At 71.8% G+C, this 19,813-nt stretch carries 19 protein-coding genes; 11 read left to right on the top strand and 8 right to left on the bottom strand.

Annotated elements, in window-relative coordinates; genetic code table 11:
• Positions 1–84 precede the first annotated feature (84 nt).
• Together DP939_RS13515 and DP939_RS13520 are read right to left on the bottom strand one after the other, a co-directional pair.
• A complete protein-coding gene (locus DP939_RS13515) occupies positions 85–492 on the bottom strand; it encodes a secondary thiamine-phosphate synthase enzyme YjbQ (protein ID WP_113981005.1) in 408 nt (135 codons plus the stop codon).
• Positions 493–501: 9 nt separating this feature from the next.
• The gene (locus DP939_RS13520) at positions 502–696 is read right to left on the bottom strand and encodes a DUF1918 domain-containing protein (RefSeq protein ID WP_113981166.1); all 195 of its coding nucleotides are present in this window, start codon (positions 694–696) and stop codon (positions 502–504) included.
• Positions 697–1,093: 397 nt separating this feature from the next.
• On the opposite strand from DP939_RS13520, the gene aceE reads away from it, so the two are divergent.
• Positions 1,094–3,847 carry a pyruvate dehydrogenase (acetyl-transferring), homodimeric type gene (aceE, locus tag DP939_RS13525; protein WP_113981006.1) on the top strand — a complete coding sequence of 918 codons (2,754 nt, stop codon included), beginning with the start codon at positions 1,094–1,096 and terminating at the stop codon, positions 3,845–3,847.
• A 54-nt stretch (positions 3,848–3,901) separates the two neighbouring features.
• Here aceE and DP939_RS13530 read toward each other — a convergent pair whose 3' ends face one another.
• The 3 genes from DP939_RS13530 to DP939_RS13540 are packed head-to-tail and all read right to left on the bottom strand — an operon-like array spanning position 3,902 to position 6,857.
• Positions 3,902–5,095: an ABC transporter permease gene (locus DP939_RS13530; RefSeq protein ID WP_113981007.1), complete on the bottom strand. Its 1,194-nt coding sequence runs from the start codon at positions 5,093–5,095 to the stop codon at positions 3,902–3,904.
• Entirely contained in the window at positions 5,092–5,799 is a 708-nt protein-coding gene (locus DP939_RS13535; protein WP_113981008.1) for an ABC transporter ATP-binding protein, read from the bottom strand. Before DP939_RS13535 ends, DP939_RS13530 begins: the two co-directional genes overlap by 4 nt.
• Positions 5,796–6,857 carry a peptidoglycan-binding protein gene (locus DP939_RS13540; protein WP_113981009.1) on the bottom strand — a complete coding sequence of 354 codons (1,062 nt, stop codon included), beginning with the start codon at positions 6,855–6,857 and terminating at the stop codon, positions 5,796–5,798. Before DP939_RS13540 ends, DP939_RS13535 begins: the two co-directional genes overlap by 4 nt.
• A 193-nt stretch (positions 6,858–7,050) precedes the next feature.
• On the opposite strand from DP939_RS13540, the gene DP939_RS13545 reads away from it, so the two are divergent.
• Both DP939_RS13545 and DP939_RS13550 read left to right on the top strand, forming a co-directional pair.
• Entirely contained in the window at positions 7,051–7,704 is a 654-nt protein-coding gene (locus tag DP939_RS13545; protein WP_113981010.1) for a response regulator transcription factor, read from the top strand.
• Entirely contained in the window at positions 7,701–9,026 is a 1,326-nt protein-coding gene (locus DP939_RS13550; RefSeq protein WP_113981011.1) for a sensor histidine kinase, read from the top strand. The genes DP939_RS13545 and DP939_RS13550 overlap by 4 nt, the downstream gene beginning before the upstream one ends.
• Positions 9,027–9,029: 3 nt before the next feature.
• Here the strand turns inward: DP939_RS13550 and DP939_RS13555 are convergent, their stop codons facing one another.
• Together DP939_RS13555 and DP939_RS13560 are read right to left on the bottom strand one after the other, a co-directional pair.
• On the bottom strand, positions 9,030–9,554 hold the full coding sequence (locus DP939_RS13555; protein WP_147267980.1) for a hypothetical protein: 525 nt from the start codon (positions 9,552–9,554) through the stop codon (positions 9,030–9,032).
• Positions 9,555–10,112: 558 nt separating this feature from the next.
• A complete protein-coding gene (locus tag DP939_RS13560; protein ID WP_113981013.1) occupies positions 10,113–10,829 on the bottom strand; it encodes a helix-turn-helix transcriptional regulator in 717 nt (238 codons plus the stop codon).
• Between the two features lie 119 nt (positions 10,830–10,948).
• On the opposite strand from DP939_RS13560, the gene DP939_RS13565 reads away from it, so the two are divergent.
• From DP939_RS13565 to DP939_RS13595, 7 genes are all read left to right on the top strand, one after another.
• On the top strand, positions 10,949–11,503 hold the full coding sequence (locus DP939_RS13565) for a DUF350 domain-containing protein (RefSeq protein WP_225878225.1): 555 nt from the start codon (positions 10,949–10,951) through the stop codon (positions 11,501–11,503).
• A 173-nt stretch (positions 11,504–11,676) separates the two neighbouring features.
• A complete protein-coding gene (locus DP939_RS13570; RefSeq protein WP_113981168.1) occupies positions 11,677–12,786 on the top strand; it encodes a PucR family transcriptional regulator in 1,110 nt (369 codons plus the stop codon).
• A 117-nt stretch (positions 12,787–12,903) separates the two neighbouring features.
• Entirely contained in the window at positions 12,904–13,800 is an 897-nt protein-coding gene (locus tag DP939_RS13575; RefSeq protein WP_113981014.1) for an ACP S-malonyltransferase, read from the top strand.
• Positions 13,797–14,753, top strand: a complete 957-nt coding sequence (locus tag DP939_RS13580; RefSeq protein WP_113981015.1) for a beta-ketoacyl-ACP synthase III — start codon at positions 13,797–13,799, stop codon at positions 14,751–14,753. The genes DP939_RS13575 and DP939_RS13580 overlap by 4 nt, the downstream gene beginning before the upstream one ends.
• Before the next feature lie 76 nt (positions 14,754–14,829).
• Positions 14,830–15,069 carry an acyl carrier protein gene (locus DP939_RS13585; protein WP_113981016.1) on the top strand — a complete coding sequence of 80 codons (240 nt, stop codon included), beginning with the start codon at positions 14,830–14,832 and terminating at the stop codon, positions 15,067–15,069.
• Positions 15,070–15,156: 87 nt separating this feature from the next.
• Entirely contained in the window at positions 15,157–16,389 is a 1,233-nt protein-coding gene (gene fabF / locus DP939_RS13590; protein ID WP_113981017.1) for a beta-ketoacyl-ACP synthase II, read from the top strand.
• A gap of 10 nt (positions 16,390–16,399) precedes the next feature.
• On the top strand, positions 16,400–17,824 hold the full coding sequence (locus DP939_RS13595; protein ID WP_199565138.1) for an acyl-CoA carboxylase subunit beta: 1,425 nt from the start codon (positions 16,400–16,402) through the stop codon (positions 17,822–17,824).
• Between the two features lie 156 nt (positions 17,825–17,980).
• Here the strand turns inward: DP939_RS13595 and DP939_RS13600 are convergent, their stop codons facing one another.
• Positions 17,981–18,475 (bottom strand): DUF3145 domain-containing protein, encoded by a 495-nt coding sequence (locus tag DP939_RS13600; RefSeq protein ID WP_113981018.1) that lies wholly within the window; start codon positions 18,473–18,475, stop codon positions 17,981–17,983.
• A 249-nt stretch (positions 18,476–18,724) separates the two neighbouring features.
• Here DP939_RS13600 and DP939_RS13605 point away from each other — a divergent pair, with 249 nt between their 5' ends.
• Positions 18,725–19,792 (top strand): S8 family peptidase, encoded by a 1,068-nt coding sequence (locus DP939_RS13605; protein ID WP_225878226.1) that lies wholly within the window; start codon positions 18,725–18,727, stop codon positions 19,790–19,792.
• The last annotated feature ends 21 nt before the right edge of the window (positions 19,793–19,813 follow it).

Here is a 19,813-nt window from a genome sequence, read left to right on the forward strand (position 1 = left end):
CTTCGGCACAGTCCACACGCTGTGACCCGCCGACGTCAACGGTCGCCACGGCAACGGGCCGCCCGAGGCTGCGGTATGCCCGGATTAGTCGGACAAAAAAGACAAACGAACTCGACGGTTCGGGTTGTCCACGTTGAGATCCACAATCGTGATCGACTGCCATGTGCCCAGCGCGAGCCGCCCGCCGACCACGGGGACGCTCGCGTACGGCGCCACGAAGGCCGGCATGACGTGCGACCGCCCGTGGCCCTCGGACCCGTGGGCGTGCCGCCACCTGCCGTCGGCCGGGAGAAGGTCGCCCAAGGCCGTGAGCAGGTCCTCGTCACTGCCGGCGCCCAGCTCGATGAGCGCGACGCCGGCCGTGGCGTGCGGGACGAAGACGTGCAGCAGCCCGTCCTCGCCACAGCTTCTCGCGAAGTTCTCGCACTCCCGGGTGATGTCGTGCACACGGTCCCGTGTCCCGGTCGTGACCTCGATCTCCGTAGACTTCACCAGTCGATCTTACGGCCGCCGTTGAGCTGGGACGACGACGGCGTCAGGGCCGGGAAATACCAGACCGGTGTGCCCGTCGTCGAAGCGCACCACGTACGGCGGGCCTCCGCCGGGTCCGCGTACCTCGATGATCTCCCCCCGGCGGTCCCGCTCCCCCACGATGTTGCCGTGCACCAGGAGCCGATCACCAACCGTCGCGTTCATGTGCATCCCTCCTTCCGCATGGCCACGGTGTCTTCCACATTGGTACGACGGGCGGGATTGGGGAAGAGGGCACGGGCGTCCGTGCGGGAGAGTGAGGAGAACTTCGACCGAATCGTTACGCTCGCCGTGAACGCGACACGCCTGTGGACCCCTCCGGACGCCCCCCGCGACCCCCACGCCGCTCACGTCGCAGAACGAACCTTTGCCGGTGGGGCCGCCACATGCCAGAATCGTCCTACGATCGGTGGACTAGGCCACATCCGGGCGACTGCCAGCAGGTACATCTTGGCTACTCGACAGTAGAGATGCGCATTGCTGGGTAAGCAGCCAGGATGGAAGTGACCTAGACACCATACAAAGAGGCTTCACAAGTCCATCCTCGGAAGGCGAAGACCCAGTGGCTTCCGGACGCCAGCGTTTCTCGATCATCAGTGACGGCCTACCCAGCCAGCTTCCTGATGTCGATCCCAGCGAGACCCAGGAGTGGCTCGAATCGCTCGACACCGTCGTCAAGACGGAAGGGCGTTCGCGGGCCAGGTACTTGATGCTGCGCCTGCTGGAGCGGGCCCGTGAGCACTCTGTCGGCGTGCCGGGACTGCGCAGCACCGACTACATCAACACGATCCCGCCGGAGCGGGAGCCGTGGTTCCCCGGCGACGAGCACGTGGAAAGGCGCATCCGCGCCTATATCCGGTGGAACGCCGCCGTCATGGTGTCGCGCGCCAACGCGCGCACCAACGTCGGCGGGCACATCGCCACCTACGCCTCCGCGGCCTCGCTCTACGAGGTGGGCTTCAACCACTTCTTCCGCGGCAAGGACCACGGCGAGTCCGGCGACCAGGTGTACATCCAGGGCCACGCCGCACCGGGCATCTACGCCCGCGCCTTCCTCGAAGGCCGGCTCAACGAGGCCCAGCTCGACGCGTTCAGGCAGGAACTCTCGCACGGGTTCAAGGGCCTGCCCTCCTATCCGCACCCGCGGCTGATGCCCGACTTCTGGGAGTTCCCCACGGTCTCCATGGGCCTGGGGCCGATCAGCGCGATCTACCAGGCGAGGTTCAACCGCTACCTGCTCAACCGCAAGATCAAGGACACCAGCCGCAGCCACGTCTGGTGCTTCCTCGGCGACGGCGAGATGGACGAGCCGGAGTCGCTCGGCGCGATCGGCCTGGCCGCCCGCGAGGAGCTGGACAACCTCACCTTCATCATCAACTGCAACCTCCAGCGGCTGGACGGGCCGGTCCGGGGCAACGGGAAGATCATCCAGGAGATGGAGTCGTTCTTCCGCGGCGCCGGCTGGAACGTCATCAAGGTCGTGTGGGGCCGCGACTGGGACCCGCTGCTCGCCGCCGACGTGGACGGCGTCCTCGTCAACAAGATGAACACCACTCCCGACGGGCAGTTCCAGACCTACTCCGTCGAGAGCGGCGAGTACATCCGCGAGCACTTCTTCGGCGATGACCCGCGGCTGCGCAAGATGGTCTCCCACCTGTCCGACGAGGAGATCCGCAGGCTGTCGCGCGGCGGCCACGACTACCACAAGGTGTACGCGGCGTTCGCGGCGGCGCGCGAGCACGTCGGGCAGCCCACCGTGATCCTCGCCCAGACGATCAAGGGCTGGACCCTCGGCAAGGACTTCGAGGCCCGCAACGCCACCCACCAGATGAAGAAGCTCACCAAGGCCGAGCTGAAGGAGTTCCGCGACCGGCTCTACCTGCCGATCCCTGACTCGGCCCTGGAGGGCGAGCTGCCGCCCTACTTCCACCCGGGCGAGGACGACGACGAGATCGCCTACATGAAGGAGCGCCGCGCGGCGCTCGGCGGCTACCTGCCCAAGCGGGTGGTCCGGGCCAAGCCGCTGAAGCTGCCCGGCGACCCGGTGTACGCCGACCTGCGGCGCGGCTCGGGCAAACAGGCGGTGGCCACCACGATGGCCTTCGTCCGCCTGCTGAAGGACCTCATGCGCGACAAGGAGATCGGGTCGCGGTTCGTGCCGATCATCCCGGACGAGGCGCGCACCTTCGGCATGGACGCCATGTTCCCGACCGCGAAGATCTACTCGCCGCACGGGCAGACGTACGAGGCGGTGGACCGCAACCTGCTGCTGTCCTACAAGGAGTCCACCGAGGGCCAGATCCTGCACGAGGGCATCAGCGAGTCGGGGTCGATGGGATCGGTGACCGCCGCGGGCTCGGCGTACGCCACGCACGGCGAGCACATGATCCCGATCTACGTCTTCTACTCGATGTTCGGCTGGCAGCGCACGGCCGACCAGATGTGGCAGCTCGGCGACCAGATGGGGCGCGGCTTCCTGCTGGGGGCCACGGCCGGGCGTACGACGCTCAACGGCGAGGGCCTGCAGCACGAGGACGGCCACACGCCGCTGATCGCCTCGACCAACCCGGCCGCGGTGTCCTACGACCCGTCGTGGGCGTACGAGATCGCGCACATCGTGCGTGACGGCCTGCGCCGGATGTACGGCGAGCGGCCGGAGAACATCTTCTACTACCTCACCGTCTACAACGAGCCCTACCCGCAGCCGGCCGAGCCCGAGGGCCTGGACGTGGAAGGGCTGCTGCGCGGCCTCTACCGGCTCTCCCAGGCCCCGGAGGGGGCGGCGGAGCGGCCGAAGGCCAACATCCTGGTGTCCGGCGTGGCCGGGCCCTGGGCGCTTGAGGCGCAGCGGATGCTGGCCGAGGAGTGGGGGGTCGCCGCCGAGGTATGGTCGGCCACCTCCTGGACCGAGCTGCGCAGGGACGCCCTCAACTGCGAGGAGCACAACCTGCTCAACCCGGACGCCGAGCAGAAGGTGCCGCACATCACCCGTGCCCTGTCGGGCGTCGGGGGCACGTTCGTGGGCGTCAGCGACTACATGCGGGCCGTGCCCGACCAGATCGCCCGGTGGATTCCCGGTGACTGGGCCTCGCTCGGCACCGACGGGTTCGGCCTGTCCGACACCCGCTCGGCGCTGCGCCGCCACTTCCACGTGGACGCCGCGTCGATCACGCTGGCCGTGCTGACCCAGCTCGCCCGGCGCGGGGAGGTCGAGACCGAGCAGCTGCGCGAGGCGATCAGCCGCTACCACCTGAAGAACGGCGTGACGGAGGCCGGTGGCGCGGAGTCCAACGACACCCAGTCGATGGGCCTGTAACACGAGCCGCACGAGGGGCGCCCCGCCGTTGTACGGCGGGGCGCCCTTCGCGTCTCAGGTGGTGGCCAGGGCCTCGGTGGGCGACAGGCGGGCCGCGCGCATCGCGGGGTAGAGCCCGGCCAGGGTGCCGATGACGAGGGTCGCGCCCACGGCGCCGCCGATCGCCCAGGGCGGCACCACCGAGGGCCAGTCGCGCGCGTAGGCGTACCCGACCGTGACCGCCGCGCCGAGCAGCGCCCCCGCCGCCCCGCCGAGCGCGGACAGCAGCAGCGCCTCCGCCATGAACTGCACCCGCACCTGCCCGCGGGTGGCTCCCAGGGAACGGCGCAGCCCGATCTCCCTGCGGCGTTCCAGCACCGAGATGACCATGGTGTTGGCCACGCCCACGCCGCCGACCAGCAGCGCCACCGCGCCGAGGCCGAGCAGCAGGCCGGTGAACGCCCCGGTGGCCGCCGCCTTGGCCGCCAGCGCGTCGGAGGGGCGGCTGACCTGCACCTCCTCGGGGTTCTCCGGATTGACCGTACGCGGCAGCACGGCCTGCACATCGGCGACCGCGGCGTCGGCCGACCGCTCGTAGATCATCGTCGGGTGGCCGTCGAAGCCCAGGTACGTCCCGGCGGCCGGGAAGCCGACCAGCGCCGAGCGGTCGATCTCGGGGGCGAGCGGCAGCGGGTCCAGGATGCCGAGCACGGTGAACCACCGGCCGCCGATCCAGACCTGCCCGCCCGCCCTGCCCAGGCCGAGGCGCTGCGCGGAGACCGAGCCCAGCACGACGGCGGGGTACTTCTCCGTGGCCGCGTTGAGCCAGGTCCCGGAACGCACCCGGCCGCCGAGGGTCTTGACGAGGTCGCCGTCGGCGGCCCGTACGGCGATGCCGCCGGTGATCTCCTCGGGGATCCGGTCGGTGCGGCGCACGCCGGCGTCCAGGTCGCCGGTGGCCGAGGCCGTGGTGACCGGGCCGATCCTGCGGACCATGGCGAGCGCGTCCAGCGGCAGCTTGGCGGCGTCGCCGAACAGGGTGTTCCCGGGCTGCACGGTGAGCAGGTTGGTGCCGAGCCGGTCCAACTGCCGCAGCAGGCTCTCCGCGGAGGAGGCGGAGATGCCGATGACGCCGACCATGGTGGCGATGCCGATCGCGATGCCGAGGGCGGACAGCACCACGCGGGCCGGGCGGGCGCGCAGCCCGGCCGCGCCCACGCGCAGGACGTCGCCGGGGGTGAGCCGCGTCGCGGCGAGCCGGTCGCTCATCGCCGCTCTCCCACGACCGCCACGGCATCCCGGTCGTCGGACACGATCAGGCCGTCCTTGAGCCTGACCCGTCTGGGCGCCCATTCCGCGATCTCCATGTCGTGCGTGATGATCGCGACCGTGGTGCCTGAGGCGTGCAGCCCGGCCAGTACGGCCAGCACCTCCGCCCCCGCGCCGGAGTCGAGGTTCCCGGTCGGCTCGTCGGCCAACAGCAGCGGCGGGTCGCCGACCACCGCCCTGGCCACCGCGACCCGCTGCTGCTCGCCGCCGGAGAGCTGGTGCGGGCGGTGCCCGAGGCGGTGGCCGAGGCCGACCCGTTCCAGGGCCGCCGCCGCGCGTTCGCGCCGCTCGCGCAGTCGCGGCCCGCCGTACAGCAGGCCGTCGGCCACGTTGTCCAGCGCGCTGACGCCCGCCGAGAGATGGAACTGCTGGAATACGAACCCCAGGTGACGAGCCCGGAGCGCGGACAGCCGCCGGTCGGTCAGGCCGCCCACGTCGTGTCCGGCGATGGCGACGGTGCCGGTGGTGGGACGGTCCAGGGTGCCGATCATGTGCAGCATGGTGGACTTGCCCGATCCGGAGGGGCCGACGATGGCGAGCAGTTCCCCGGCGCCGATCCGCAGGTCCACTCCGCGCAGCGCGGCGACATCACCGGCGTAGACCTTGGTGACCCCGGTGAGTTCGACGACGTTGGCGGCGCTCACGAGGCGGGCACCCCGACCTTCATGCCCGCGGCGAGGCCGTCGCCGGTGATCTCGACCCGGCCCCCGCCGTACGCGCCGGTCTCCACGGCGACCAGGCGGGTCGCGCCGCCCTCGACGACCTCCACGCCGAAGCCGCCCTCGCGCAGCGCCAGCAGCGCCTCCACCGGGACGGTGAGCACGTCCTCGACCCGCTCGCTCTCCATCGCGACGGTGACGGGGGCCTGGTCCAGACGGCCGGTCTTCCGCCCGCCCAGCGAGATCTCCACGTCGATGGTCGAGCCGCCGCCCTCCTCCGCGCTGACCTGCTGGGCGACCGTGCCGACGCGGACGATGCGGCCCTTGACCTCCTTGCCGCCCGGCAGCTCGATGGCGACCCGCGCGCCCTTGCGGGCCAGGGCCTGGTCGTCGGTGTTCAGGTCCACCTGGACGATCCTGCGGGTGCCGGTCACGGTCAGCACCTCGCCGCCGTTGATCCTGCGGCCGACCTCCGCCGAGACGCCCGCCACCCGCACGGCCCCGTCCAGGAAGACGACCTGGGCGGCGTCCACCGCGCCGGTCTGCGGAAGGCCGCGGTCCTTCTGCCACTCCTTGACGGCGGCCGACGTGGCGTAGGTGAAGTCGTCGTCCACGGTGAGGTCGTCGCCGTAGCCGAGCGCCCTGAGGTTGCGTTCGAGCTGTTCCACGTCGGGCCCGTCGCTCACGGCGGTGTTCAGCTCGCGGTAGAGCGGCAGCCTGCCGTACATGAGCACCAGCGGGCGGCGATCCACCTTGAGCAGCGCCCCGCCCCGCTTGATCACCTTTCCCTCGGCGGGGACGGCGGTGACCGTGCCGGAGCCGGTGTAGGACACCTTGCGCTCCTCGGCGTAGGTCAGCTTGCCGCTCACCGACTCGGAGTCGACCAGGTCGGTCCTGGTGATCTCGGCGGTGGCCGGTGGGGGCGCGGCGGTGGCGCCGGGCTCGGGGCCGCCCTGCCGGTCGGAGTTCACCGCCGCCCATGTGCCGCCGCCGATCACCGCCACCGCCGCGACCCCGGCGAACAGCGCGCCCTTGCGCCTCATCCGCCGCCTCCCGGGCAGGCCGGCCGGTCACGTCTCATCGTCCTCACCTCCGGCCCACGGGACCCACGCCCGTGGCACCACCCGATGTGTAGGGCGACGGGGGTTAGCGGAGGGTAAGCGGATTCTTCCGGGCCGGGCGGCTTATCGGCTCCTAACATCGGGTGGTTCACGCTGGTCACCGGAGGTGCGTGAGATGCGCGTGCTGGTGGTCGAGGACGAGCCGGAGATGGCCGACGCCATCGCGGGCGGGCTGCGGCGCAGGGCCATGGCGGTGGACGTCGTCTACGACGGGGCGGAGGCGATGGAACGCCTGGCGTACGTCGACTACGACGTGGTCGTGCTGGACCGCGACCTGCCGGACGTGCACGGCGACGACGTGTGCAGGCACCTGGTCGCGACGGGGGCGGGCGGCAGGGTGCTGATGCTGACCGCGGCGCACACGGTGACCGACCGGGTTGCCGGGCTCGGGCTGGGGGCCGACGACTATCTGCCCAAGCCGTTCGCGTTCGCCGAACTCGTGGCGCGGGTGCGCGCGCTGGCCCGGCGTACCGCCCCGGTCAGGCCCAGCGTGCTGGAGCGCGCGGGCCTGCGGCTGGACCCGGCGACCCGCGCGGTGACCAGGGACGGCAGGGCCGTCGGGCTGACCAGGCGGGAGTTCGCGCTGCTGAAGGAGCTGATGCTGGCCGAAGGCGCGCCGGTCTCGCCCCGCGACCTGCTGGCGCGGGCCTGGGACGAGTACTACGACGCGGGCACCGGCGCGCTGCGGGTCGCCATGGCGACCCTGCGCAGGAAGCTCGGCGACCCGCCGGTCATCGAGACCGTGCTCGGCGCGGGATACCGCCTGTGAGGCCCGTACGACGGGCGGCGGCCGGCCTGTCGGCCGTCGGCGACCTGGTGTCGGGCATCGGGCTGCGCGCCCGGCTGATGCTCCTCTACAGCCTGCTGTTCCTGCTGGGCGGCGCGATCTTGGTGTGGGTGACCTACCTGCTCACGGAGCGGGCCATCCAGGACCAGTTCGTGGCGAGCAAGCCGCTGGCCGCCCTGACCAAGGCGGCCGAGGTGGCCCTGCCCACCCAGGGGCCGCTGATCGGGACGGGCGAGGACATCTTCACCCGGCGCGGGCCGGTCGAGGGGCCGGTGGCAGGGCCGGAGGGCAAGGCGATGGCCAGGGCGGAGGGCTTCCTCAGCACCACCCTGGTCGAACGGCTGGAGGCCGGCCGGGCCGCGGTGCTCGCGGACGTGCTGCGCAACTCCGTCCTGATCATGCTGGGGGTGGGCGTGGCCGGCGTGCTGTTCGGATGGGCGATGACCGGCCGCGCGCTGAGCCCGCTGCGCCGGATGACCTCCGCCGCCGAACGCCTCTCGGAGAGCACCCTGCACGAGCGGATCGCGCTGCGCGGCCCGCGCGACGACGTCAAGCGGCTGGCCGACACCTTCGACGCGATGCTGGACCGGCTGCAGCGCGCCTTCGACGGGCAGCGGCGGTTCGTCTCCAACGCCTCACACGAGCTGCGCACGCCCATCGCCATCAACCGCACGCTGATCGAGGTGGCGCTGGAGGAGCCGGACGCCTCCGATGACCTGCGCGCCCTCGGCAGGGCGCTGCTCGGCACCAACGCCCGGCACGAGCGCCTGATCGAGGGGCTGTTGCTGCTCGCGCGCTCGGAGCAGGAGGTGATCGCCCGCAACCCGGTGGACCTGCGGCAGGTCGTACGCGGGGTGCTCGACCAGGCCGGGCCCGCGGCCGAGCGGCGGCGCGTCACCGTGACGGCCGACCTGCCGCAGGTGTGGGCGGCCGGTGAGGCGCTGCTGCTCGAACGCTGCGTTTTCAACCTGGTGGAGAACGCGGTGAAGTACAACCTGAAGGGCGGGGGGTTGATGGTCCGGCTGGCGGACGAGCCCGGCGAACCCGGGGAGCCCAGGGAGGTCGTGCTCACCGTGGAGAACGACGGCGTGGTCATTCCGCCCCACGACGTGGCCGGCCTGTTCGAGCCGTTCCGGCGGCTGCACGACAGGATCGGCTCGTCCTCGGGGTCGGGGCTCGGGTTGTCCATCGTCCGCGCCATCGCCGTGGCGCACGGCGGGTCGGCCGCCGCCACCGCGCGCCCGGACGGCGGCCTGTCCGTGGTGGTCCGCCTCCCGGCGGCCGGGGAGCGAACCCCCGTCTAGGGATCAGCGGCGCTTGCCACGGCCGCCGGGGAGATGGTCCTCGCACGCCTTCATGGCCTTCTCCATGGCGGCGTCACCGCCGGCGCGCATGGCCGGCTTGGCCATCTGCAGGCCCTTGCCGGGCTGCGGGTCGGGCATGTCGATGCCGTTCTCGCGCATGCACGCGGCGAACTTGAGCATGGCGTCATGCGTCTTCGGGTCGTTCATCCGGTCGGCGATGGCGCCCTCGATGTACTTGCCGCACGCCTTGTGCGCCTCGTCCAGCTTTTTCTTGTCGGCTCCCTTGATCCGGACGGTGGCCATTCCGCCCCCCTTGGACTCGTTGATCTTGACACCGTGTTCGCGCATGCACTGGGCGAACTTGGCCGGGTCGGCCGAGACCGAGGGGGTCGGGGACGCCGAGGCGCCCGCCCGCCCGGTGCCGGCCACCGAGGCGACCCCGCTGGACGACGCCTGCTGACCGCATGCCGTGAGCGCGGAAAGCGCCGCCACCGCTCCGCTGAGCACGACCGCACGCCGGACTCTCATCGGATACCTCCGTGGAAACCCTCGACTTCAGGCGAGGGAGGAATCGGATCTCCTGCGGAGCGGGGCAGGATTCGGCCGAAGTGTGGTGCTTCTTGTACGTTTGGTGACATCCGCCGGGTGGTGGTCAGGTCTGGTGGGTCTGCCGCCGGGCCGGCGGGATGTGATGCCTGTGGAGGCCGTGTAGGACCGGTCACCGCTGTTCCTCCGCGATCGGTGGGTAGGGCGGTCGCCGGTGAAGCAGGAAGGCCCGGCTCGCGAGAGCCGGAATCCCTCTCGTTCACGAGGGGGAGGAGGTCAACTGCACGCACCTCCGAGAACCCGCGGGCCTTCGCCGCGCGACGACACGTCCATGTCTAGGGCTGCGCGGGTTAGCGAGGCGTAAGGGCGCTACGTGCTGCCGGGGTGTCTCCCGGGCGCGCCGCCGATCGGCGGTGGGCGGCGTGCCCGGGAAGTCGTGGAGTCCCGGCCCGGGACAGGTCAATGGTCACCGGGCCGGGCGACAACGGCCTGTCGGTGTTTTCGGACGCGTGCCCGGCCGTTGGCGGGGTTTTCGGCCGGTCAGTCGAGCGCCGGGTTGCGCAGGACCATGTCAGGAAGGTCGGTCGTGAACTCCTCGGGCGCCCGCTCGGGGCAGCGCTCCCCGGTGAGCGCGGCCGCGGTGATCCGGTCCAGGCGGAAGACCCGGACGTCTTCGCGTAATCGGCAGTAGCCCACGAGGTACCAGAAGCCGCCCCGGCCGCCCAGGAAGACGCCGGGCTCCACGTCGCGGGTGGTCACCGCGCCCTTGCCGTCTCGGTAACCGAGGCGCAGGACGCGGCGGTGCTGGAGCGCGTCCTCGATCACCCGGGCCACGTCGGCCGAGGCGGCCGCGTCGTCGGCCTCGGCCTGGTCGAACAGACGCACCCGGGCGGCCAGCTCCCTGGCCCGCTCGCCGTCGCCGCCGGGCATGGCCGCGACGACCTTGCGCAGCGCGGTGCGCGCGTGCCGGGCGAACGGCCGCCCGCCCGCGCTGCCGAGCGCGACCGCGATGGCCACCGCCTCGGCCGGGGTGAAGTTGAGCGGGGGCAGCGACATCGCCTTGTCGAGCACGTAGCCGCCGCGCCTGCCGGGCTGGGGGTAGATGGGGACGCCGGACTGTTGCAGGGCCGCGATGTCGCGCTCGATCGTGCGCACGCTCACCTCGAACCGGGCCGCCAGGTCCGCCGCGGACCGGCATCGAGGCGAGATCGCCCGCAGCTCCTCGACGAGCGCGTACAGCCGATCGGTACGGTTCACACTCCGAAACTACGCCCGCGCACCGACATTTCCAGGTCTCCGGCGGCCGGGAGCGGGTGGTTACCGGCAAGTGCGGCAACGCCGTGCGTGCCAGTAATCTGTGGGGGTTACCGTCCATCGTGAGCCCCACTCACCGCGTCCGGCGTACCGCCGTGCCCGGCAGGGACGGCCGGCTCCGCGACCACGAGGAGTCAAGCCAGATGGTGACCGCCCTGGCCACCCCCCTTCCGGACGAGCTGGCCGCCCCCCTCGCCGACAACCTCGGCCGCGGCGCGCTCGCCATTCTGGCCTACGCGACACTGGGCGTGCTGCTGCTGATCATCGGCTTCTACGTGATCGACCTGGCCATCCCCGGCAACCTGCGCGACCTCATCAAGACCGACCGCAACCCCAACGCCACCCTGCTCGCCTCCTCCGGCCTGGCCTCCATCGGGCTCATCGTGGCCGCCTCGATCTTCTCCTCCAGCGGCGAGCTGCACGAGGGGCTGCTCACCACCCTGGCCTTCGGCGTGGCGGGCATCGCGGTGCAGACCGTGGCGATGCTGCTGTTCGACCACATCATCGGCATCTCGGTGCGCGATCTGGTGCGCGAGACGCGTCCGCAGCCCGGCGCGCGGCTGCTCGCGGTGATCCACCTGCTCCTCGGCCTGATCACCGCCGTGGCGGTGCTGTGATTCCGGTACGCGCGTGAGCACCCCAAGTGACCTGGCACTCTAGGAACGTGACCGAGGCATCGGAAAGGCAGTCCGGCAGTCCCGCGCCCGGCGGAGGACCCGCCGCGGACGCCGCGGACGCCGAGAACGGCGGCAAGGCCCGCGCGGACACCACGCGGCGGCTCGAACGCGCGATGGGCACCCTCGGCACCGCGGCCATGTCGCGGATGGACGAGCGGCTGCCGTGGTTCCGCGCATTGTCGGCGGAGGACCGCTCGTGGGTCGGCCTGGTGGCGCAGGCGGGCATCGCCGCGTTCGTGGAGTGGTTCCAGCACGCGGGCGAGGGCAGGCCCACGCCGAGCATCGAGTTCTTCGGCACCGCGCCGCGCGAGCTGAAGCGCTCGATCTCGCTCCAGCAGACGGTGGACATCGTCCGTGTCGTGGTGGAGGTGGTGGAGGCGCAGGTGGACGACCTGGCCGCGCCCGGCGGCGGCGGCCAGCTCGAACAGGCCATGCTCCGCTACACCCGCGACGTCGCCTTCGCCGCGGCGCAGGTCTACGCCCGTGAGGCGGAGGTGCGCGGCGCGTGGGACGCGCGGCTCGAAGCCCTCATCGTGGACGCCCTGGTCAGGGGCGAGGTCGATGACGGCCTGCACTCCTGGGCCGCGGCGCTCGGCTGGACGTCCTCCCCCGTGGTGGTGCTGGCCGGGCGTACACCGCCGGGCAAGCCGGAGTCGATCATCGACGGGCTGCGCGAGCGGGGCCGCAGGACGGGGCTCGACCTGCTGGCCGGGGTTCAGGGCGACCGGCTGATCGTGATCGTCGGCGGCGCGGAGAGCGCCGCGGCGGCGGCCAGGCAGATGGCGCCGCGGTTCGGCACCGGGCCGATCGTGATCGGCCCGGAGGTGCCCGACCTGCACACCGCCGCCCGCTCGGCGCGGGCGGCGCTGGCCGGGTTGCGCGCGGCGGGCGGCTGGCCGGACGCCCCGCGCCCGGTCAACGCCGACGAGCTCCTCGCCGAGCGGGCCATCGAGGGCGACGACGACGCCCGCGCGCAGCTCATCGAGAACGTCTACCTGCCGCTGGCGGGCACGCCGCTGCTGGACACCTTGGCCACGTACCTGGAGCAGGGCACGTCCCTGGAGGCCACCGCCCGGCTGCTGTTCGTGCACCCCAACACCGTGCGCTACCGGCTCAAGAAGATCACCGAACTGACCGGCTACCAGCCCACGGAAGGCCGTTCCGCCTTCACCCTCCAGGTCGGCCTGATCTTGGGCAGGCTGACCGAATCACCCGTTAGCTGACCCCTGTCACGTCATTATTGGTCCGCACGAACTGTAGGATCTCTACAAGAAACCGTGGACAAAGTTCGTACGGATCTCTATCCGGGTGGTGAACTTCTACAGGGCAGGCTGGATTTCGTGCTCGTCATCGTCGCTCCGGGCCAAGGCGCCCAGAAACCAGGCTTCCTCGCCCCATGGCTCGACCTGCCCGGCTTCGCGGACCGTTTGGCCGCGTGGTCCGAGATCGTCGGCCTGGATCTCGCCGCCTGCGGCACCACGGGGAGTGCCGAGGAGATCCGCGACACCGCGGTCGCCCAGCCGCTCCTGGTCGCCGCCGCGCTGGCCGCCGCCGCGGAGCTGGGCGGCACGCCCGACCTCGTGGCGGGCCACAGTGTGGGCGAGTTCGCCGCCGCGGCCATCGCCGGGGCGCTCACCCCGGCGCAGTCGCTGGAGCTGATCCGCGAGCGCGCGCAGGCCATGGCCAAGGCCGCCACGCTGACCGAGACCGGCATGACGGCGGTCCTCGGCGGCGAGGAGCAGGAGGTGCTGGCCGCGATCGAGCGGCACGGGCTCACGCCCGCCAACATCAACGGCGCCGGGCAGATCGTCGCGGGGGGCACTCTCGAGGAGCTGGCCGCCTTCAAGGGCGACCCGCCCGCCCGCGCCCGCCTGGTCTCGCTTTCCGTGGCGGGAGCGTTCCACACCGTGCACATGGCGCCCGCCGTCGAGCGGCTGCGCGCCGCGGCGGCCGGCGTGACGCCCGCCGACCCGCGGATCACGCTGCTCTCCAACCTCGACGGTGAGCCGGTCGCAAGCGGCGCGGACCTGCTGTCCCGCCTGGTGGAGCAGGTCGCGAGCCCGGTCCGATGGGACCGCTGCATGGCCACCATGACCGAGATGGGCGTCACCCGGATGATCGAACTACTTCCCGGCGGCACGCTGACCGGCCTGGCCAAGCGCGGCATGAGCGGGGTGGCCACCGTGGCCCTCAAGACCCCCGACGACCTCGACAGCGCCAGGGAGCTGCTCAAGTGAAACTCGCACCAGGCGCTCCCGGCGCCAAGATCCTCGCGTTCGGCCACTACCAGCCGGCCAACGTCGTGACCAACGACGACCTCGCGAAGACCATGGACACCAACGACGAGTGGATCAAAAGCCGGGTCGGCATCGCCGAACGGCGGCTGGCCTCGCCGGACGAGACCGAGATCGACTTGGCCGTGCACGCCGGGGGCAAGGCGCTGGCCGCCAGCGGCCTGGCCTCGGCCGACATCGACCTGGTGCTCGTGGCCACCTGCACGATGGAGTCGCAGATCCCCAACGCGGCCGGGCGGGTCGCCACCCGCCTGGGCATCCACGCCCCCGGCGCTTTCGACGTCAACGCCGCCTGCGCGGGGTTCTGCTACGCCCTGGCCGCCGCCGCCGACGCGATCCGCGCCGGTTCGGCCCGCAACGTGCTGGTGATCGGCACCGAGAAGTTCTCCCACTGGCTGGACTGGAACGACCGCTCCACCGCGGTGATCTTCGCGGACGGCGCGGGCGCCGCGGTCGTCGGCCCCTCCGACGTGCCCCGCATCGGCCCGGTGGCCTGGGGCAGCGACGGCGAGAAGTCCGACGCGATCATCGTCAAGGACCGCAACTCCTTCCTCCACCAGGAGGGCCAGACCGTCTTCCGCTGGGCCACCACCGCCCTGCACCCCGTGGCCAAGGACGCCTGCGACCGCGCCGGGATCGACCCGGCGGAGCTGGCGGCCTTCGTCCCGCACCAGGCCAACCTGCGGATCATCGAGTCCATCGCCCGCAAGATCGGCGCGGACAACGCCGTCATCGCCCGCGACATCGTGCTCGCGGGCAACACCTCGGCGGCGTCGATCCCGATGGCGCTGTCTCGCATGATCGAGCGCGGCGAGGTCCCGTCCGGCGGGCTGGCCCTGCTGCTCGGGTTCGGCGCCGGGCTGACCTATGCCGCCCAGGTGGTCGAGCTTCCCTGAGACCTGTACGGCGACGCCGTACGGACCGCAAGACCCGATTCCACGCAAAAGTAACCAATCAAGGAGTTATCGCGACATGGCCATCACCGAGCAGGCGATCCTGGACGGCCTCGGGAAGATCATTAACGAGATCACCGGCATCCCGGCCTCCGAGGTGACCCCGGAGAAGAACTTCGTGGACGACCTCGACATCGACTCCCTGTCCATGGTCGAGATCGCCGTCGCCGCCCAGGACGAGTTCGACGTCGAGATTCCCGACGAGCAGCTCAAGAACCTCAAGACCGTCAAGGACGTCATCACCTTCATTCAGGGCTAGTCCGTGGGGCGGACGCGGGCCCACCGCGGCCGTCCACGGGCGGATGCCCGCGATTTACAGCAACCGACCAAGAGGAGTGCACACAAAGTGGCTAGGGACCAGGTACGTGTCGTCGTCACCGGGCTCGGCGCGACGACGCCCCTCGGTGGGGACGTGGGTTCGACCTGGTCGGCGCTCCTCGCCGGTCGGTCGGGCATCGACACACTCACCCAGGACTGGGTCGACACGGTACCGGTGAAGTTCGCCGGGGTGGCCGCGGTTGACCCGGCCGAGGTGCTCCCGCGGCCGGAGATGCGCCGGCTCGACCGCGCCGAGCAGTTCGCGCTCATCGCCGCCAGGGAGGCCTGGCAGGACGCCGGGGCCCCCAAGGTCGACGGCGACCGCCTGGGCGTGGTGGTCGGCAGCGGCATCGGCGGGATCACCACGATCCTGGCCGCCTACGACACCTACCGTGAGAAGGGCTGGAACCGGCTCTCGCCGTTCACCGTGCCCATGCTCATGCCGAACGGCTCGGCCGGCTGGATCAGCATCGACCTCGGCGCGCGGGCCGGAACCCACGCCGTGGTCAGCGCCTGCGCCACCGGCGCCGAGTCCATCGGCTACGCGATCGACATGATCCGCTCCGGGCGGGCCGACGTGGTCGTGGCCGGCGGCACCGAGGCCGCCATCCACCCGCTCAACGTGGCGTCCTTCGCCGCGATGCGCGCCATGTCCACCCGCAACGACGAGCCGCAGCGCGCCTCCCGGCCGTTCGACAAGGGCAGGGACGGCTTCGTGCTGGGCGAGGGGGCGGGCATCTTGGTGCTCGAATCCGAAGAGCACGCCAAGGCCAGGGGCGCACGCGTCTACGCGGTCGCCGCGGGCGCCGGGTACACCAGCGACGGTCACCACATCTCCGCCCCCGAGCCGAGCGGCGTCGGCGGGCAGCAGGCCATGCTCTTCGCGATGCGCGACGCCGGGCTCGACCCGAGCGACATCATCCACGTCAACGCGCACGCCACCTCGACGCCCATCGGCGACGAGATCGAGACGCATGCGATCAAGGAGGCGATCGGCGTCCACCCGCTGGTGACCGCGACCAAGTCGCTCACCGGCCACCTGCTCGGCGGCGCCGGCGGCATCGAGTCGGTCTTCACCGCGCTCACCCTGCACGAGCGGATCGTGCCCGCCACCGCCAACCTCGACGACCCCGCCGACGGCATCGAGGTGGAGATCGTCTCGGGCGAGCCGCGCAAGCTGCCCGACGGCGACCTCGCCGCGATCAACAACTCGTTCGGCTTCGGCGGCCACAACGTCGCGATCGCCTTCACCACTCACTGAGGAGTCGTTCATGACGGTACTTGACAACAGGGTGGTGAGCACGGCCTCCGACGAGGAGGCCGTAGATCCTCGCGACCCCCGGGTGCGCCTGGCGGCGCTGCTCGACGAGGGTTCGGTCCGCCTGATCACTCCGGAGGACACCAGCGGCGCCCTCGCCGCCATGGGGCGCGTCGAGGGCGTGCCGGTGGTCGCCTTCTGCAACGACGCCAGGACCCAGGGCGGCGCGATGGGCAGCGAGGGCTGCGAGCACATCGTGCACGCCTACGACGTGGCGGTCAGGGAGCGGGTGCCGATCATCGGCATCTGGCACTCCGGCGGCGCGCGGATCCCCGAGGGCGTGGAGTCGCTGCACGCGGTGGGGCGGGTCTTCGCCGCGATGACCAAGGCGTCCGGGGTCGTTCCGCAGCTCTCCGTGGTCGTCGGCCCGGCGGCCGGGGGCGCGGCCTACGGCCCGGCCCTCACCGACATCGTGGTGCTGGCCGACCAGGGCCGCATCTTCGTGACCGGCCCCGACGTGGTGCACAGCGTCACCGGCGAGCAGATCGACATGGCGGGCCTCGGCGGGCCCGAGCCGCACAGCAAGCGCAGCGGCGTGGTCCACGTGGTGGCCAAGTCCGAGCCGGAGGCGCTGGTACAGACCCGGCGGCTGGCCGTGCTCCTCGGGCACCAGGGCCGGACGCGCGCCGAAGAGGTCAAGGAGATCGACTTCAGCGACCTGCTGCCCGACTCGCCGCGCCGCGCGTACGACGTCAAGCCGCTGGTCAAGGGCCTGCTGGACGAGCCGGGCGTGGAGCTGCACCCGAAGTGGGCGCCCAACGTCGTCACCACCCTGGGGCGGATGGCCGGCCGCACGGTCGGCGTGATCGCCAACAACCCGATGCGGCTGGGCGGCTGCCTGGACGCGACCTCCGCCGAGAAGGCCGCCCGGTTCGTCCGGATGTGCGATGCGTTCGGGGTGCCGCTGGTCGTCCTGGTGGACGTGCCCGGCTACCTCCCGGGCGTCGGCCAGGAGCACGACGGGGTCGTGCGCCGGGGCGCCAAGCTGCTGCACGCCTTCGCCGAGGCGTCCGTGCCCCGGGTGACGCTGATCACCCGCAAGGCGTACGGCGGGGCCTACATCGCGATGAACTCCCGCTCCCTGGGCGCGACCCGGGTCTTCGCCTGGCCGACCGCCGAGATGGGCGTGATGGGCAGCAAGGCGGCGGTGCGCCTGCTCAAGCGACGTCAGCTCGCTGCGGTCTCCGAAGAGGAGCGCCCGGCGCTGGAGGAGCGGCTGACCGCCGAGTACGAGGAGATGACCGGCGGGCTGGCCCGGGCGATGGAGCTGGGCGTCGTGGACGAGATCCTGGAGCCGGCGAACACCCGCGGGGCCATCGTGAAGGTCCTCGCGCAGGCCACCCCGGCCCGCGGGGCGCACGGCAACATCCCGCTCTGAGGGCGATTTGTCACGCTTTCGCGTGACACAACATGATCGTAAGCGGCGAAGCCCCCGCACCGATGATCGGTGCGGGGGCTTCGCCGTACCCGCCGGCGGGTGTGCGGCTTCCCCGACCGCGCACACGCGCGACGTGCCAGGCGGCCTCGCCCGCGGCTACACGGCGGCGTGCAGCCAGCGGACAGGCGCCCCGTCTCCCGCGTAGCGGAAGGGCTCCAATTCCTCATCCCATGGACGTCCGAGCAACTTGTCAAGCTCATCCTCCAGCACGCCCCGGCCCTGCGCGGCGGTCAGCATGGCCGCGCGCAGCCGGTCCTCCGGCACGAGGATGTCACCGCTGGCGCCGATGACCGCGGTGAAGACGCCGAGGGTCGGCGTGTAGGCGTGCCGGGAGCCGTCGACCCCCGGCGAGGCATCTTCGGTGATCTCGAACCTGATCCGTTGCCATCCCATGAGCGAGGACGTGACGGCCGGGGCGGTGCCCGGATGGCCTTCCCACTCCGCCTGCGCGCGCACGGTGCCAGGCGCGGCGGGCTGAGGAGTCCATCTCAGGTCGACGGGCACGCCAAGGACGCCCGCGACCGCCCATTCGATATGCGGGCACAGCGCAGGCTGAGCCGAGTGGACGTAAAGCACGCCACGAGCAGACACCGGACCTCCCGTTTCGGTACGAGGTGCGCCTTCCCCAACGGCCTCGTACTGGGATGATCACAAGTGACTGTAGGAGAGACTACCGTCGGTCGTGACGTGACACCAGAGGCGGGGTCATACCTATGTGTTGCGGCGGTGCCACTTGACACAGCACTCTCTTCGGCAAGATACACTGCGTGACCGATCGATTACCCGTCGATTACCCGACGCGGGCACGCCATCGGCCGTGCCGAACACCACGGAGCTGCTGTGGATCCTGAGATCGCGATCGTGGAACGCTCTGGAGAGCCTCCCGCCCTCATACGCCCGGGACAGCTGATCACCGACCTGCGCGGCGCGGGCGCGCTGGAGCGCTGGACCCACGCCGCTTCGGCGGCCGACGGCGTGTGCACCGTACGCCTGACCGCCGGCGTCGATCCCCTCCAGATCGCCGCCGACCTCGGCGACCGCGGCCATCTCGTCTCGCCCAACCACGTCTTCGTGGGGCAGCCGCTGTGGTTCGGCGGCCCGGCCTCCCGCGCGGTCCCGGCCGAACCGATCGCCTGGACGCCCGGCCCAGGGGCTCCCGGCGGGCCACAGATCGCCGTGCTCGACACCGGCATCACCGAGCATCCCTGGTGGAAGCCCGCCCCGTGGTTCGGCGAGGTCGGCATGAGCGCCGCCGAACTGGCCGACGCCGACCACGACGGCCGGCTCGATCCCCAGGCCGGGCACGGCACGTTCATCGCGGGGCTGCTGGTACGGCGGGCGCCCGGCGTACGGCTGCGCGTGCTGAAGGTCCTGGACGGCAACGGCATCGGCGACGAGGCCCGGGTGCTGCGCGCCCTGCACCGGCTTCGGCACGACCCTCCGGGGATACTCAACCTCTCCTTCGGCGGGCACACGCCGGGCGACCGGCCCCCGCCGCTGCTGGGCGCGGCGCTGGCCGGGCTGGCCGAGTCCGGCACGGTGGCCGTCGCCTGCGCAGGCAACACGCCCTCTGCGCGGCCGTTCTGGCCCGCCGCGCTGCCCGGGGTGATCGCCGTGGGCGCGCTCGACACCGCCGAACTCGCCCCGGCCCCGTTCACCGCGCACGGGCCGTGGGTCGACGCCTGCGCCCGGGGGGAGTGGCTGGCCAGCAGCTTCCTGGACATCGGGGGGTTTCGCGGGTACGCCCGCTGGAGCGGCACCTCCTTCGCCGCCGCCCTGGTCAGCGCCGCCATCGCCGAGGTCGCCCGGCACGGCTGCGTCCCCGCGGAGGCCGCCGCGGACGTGCTCGACCCTGATCGCGGTGAGCGGATGCCCGGCCTCGGCGTCGTCGTCCCGGCCCGGTTGTGAGCGGCGGCCATGGAGGATGCG

Origin of the sequence: Spongiactinospora rosea, from assembly GCF_003315795.1 — a bacterium.
In the GTDB taxonomy this organism is placed as follows: domain Bacteria; phylum Actinomycetota; class Actinomycetes; order Streptosporangiales; family Streptosporangiaceae; genus Spongiactinospora; species Spongiactinospora rosea.

Excerpts from the sequence above, each read along its gene's own strand:
- DP939_RS13520 (WP_113981166.1), bottom strand. The coding sequence starts at position 696 with ATGAACGCGACGGTTGGTGATCGGCTCCTGGTGCACGGCAACATCGTG.
- DP939_RS13530 (WP_113981007.1), bottom strand. The coding sequence starts at position 5,095 with ATGAGCGACCGGCTCGCCGCGACGCGGCTCACCCCCGGCGACGTCCTG.
- DP939_RS13540 (WP_113981009.1), bottom strand. The coding sequence starts at position 6,857 with ATGAGGCGCAAGGGCGCGCTGTTCGCCGGGGTCGCGGCGGTGGCGGTG.
- DP939_RS13545 (WP_113981010.1), top strand. The coding sequence starts at position 7,051 with ATGCGCGTGCTGGTGGTCGAGGACGAGCCGGAGATGGCCGACGCCATC.
- DP939_RS13555 (WP_147267980.1), bottom strand. The coding sequence starts at position 9,554 with ATGAGAGTCCGGCGTGCGGTCGTGCTCAGCGGAGCGGTGGCGGCGCTT.
- DP939_RS13570 (WP_113981168.1), top strand. The coding sequence starts at position 11,677 with ATGGGCACCCTCGGCACCGCGGCCATGTCGCGGATGGACGAGCGGCTG.
- DP939_RS13585 (WP_113981016.1), top strand. The coding sequence starts at position 14,830 with ATGGCCATCACCGAGCAGGCGATCCTGGACGGCCTCGGGAAGATCATT.
- DP939_RS13595 (WP_199565138.1), top strand. The coding sequence starts at position 16,400 with ATGACGGTACTTGACAACAGGGTGGTGAGCACGGCCTCCGACGAGGAG.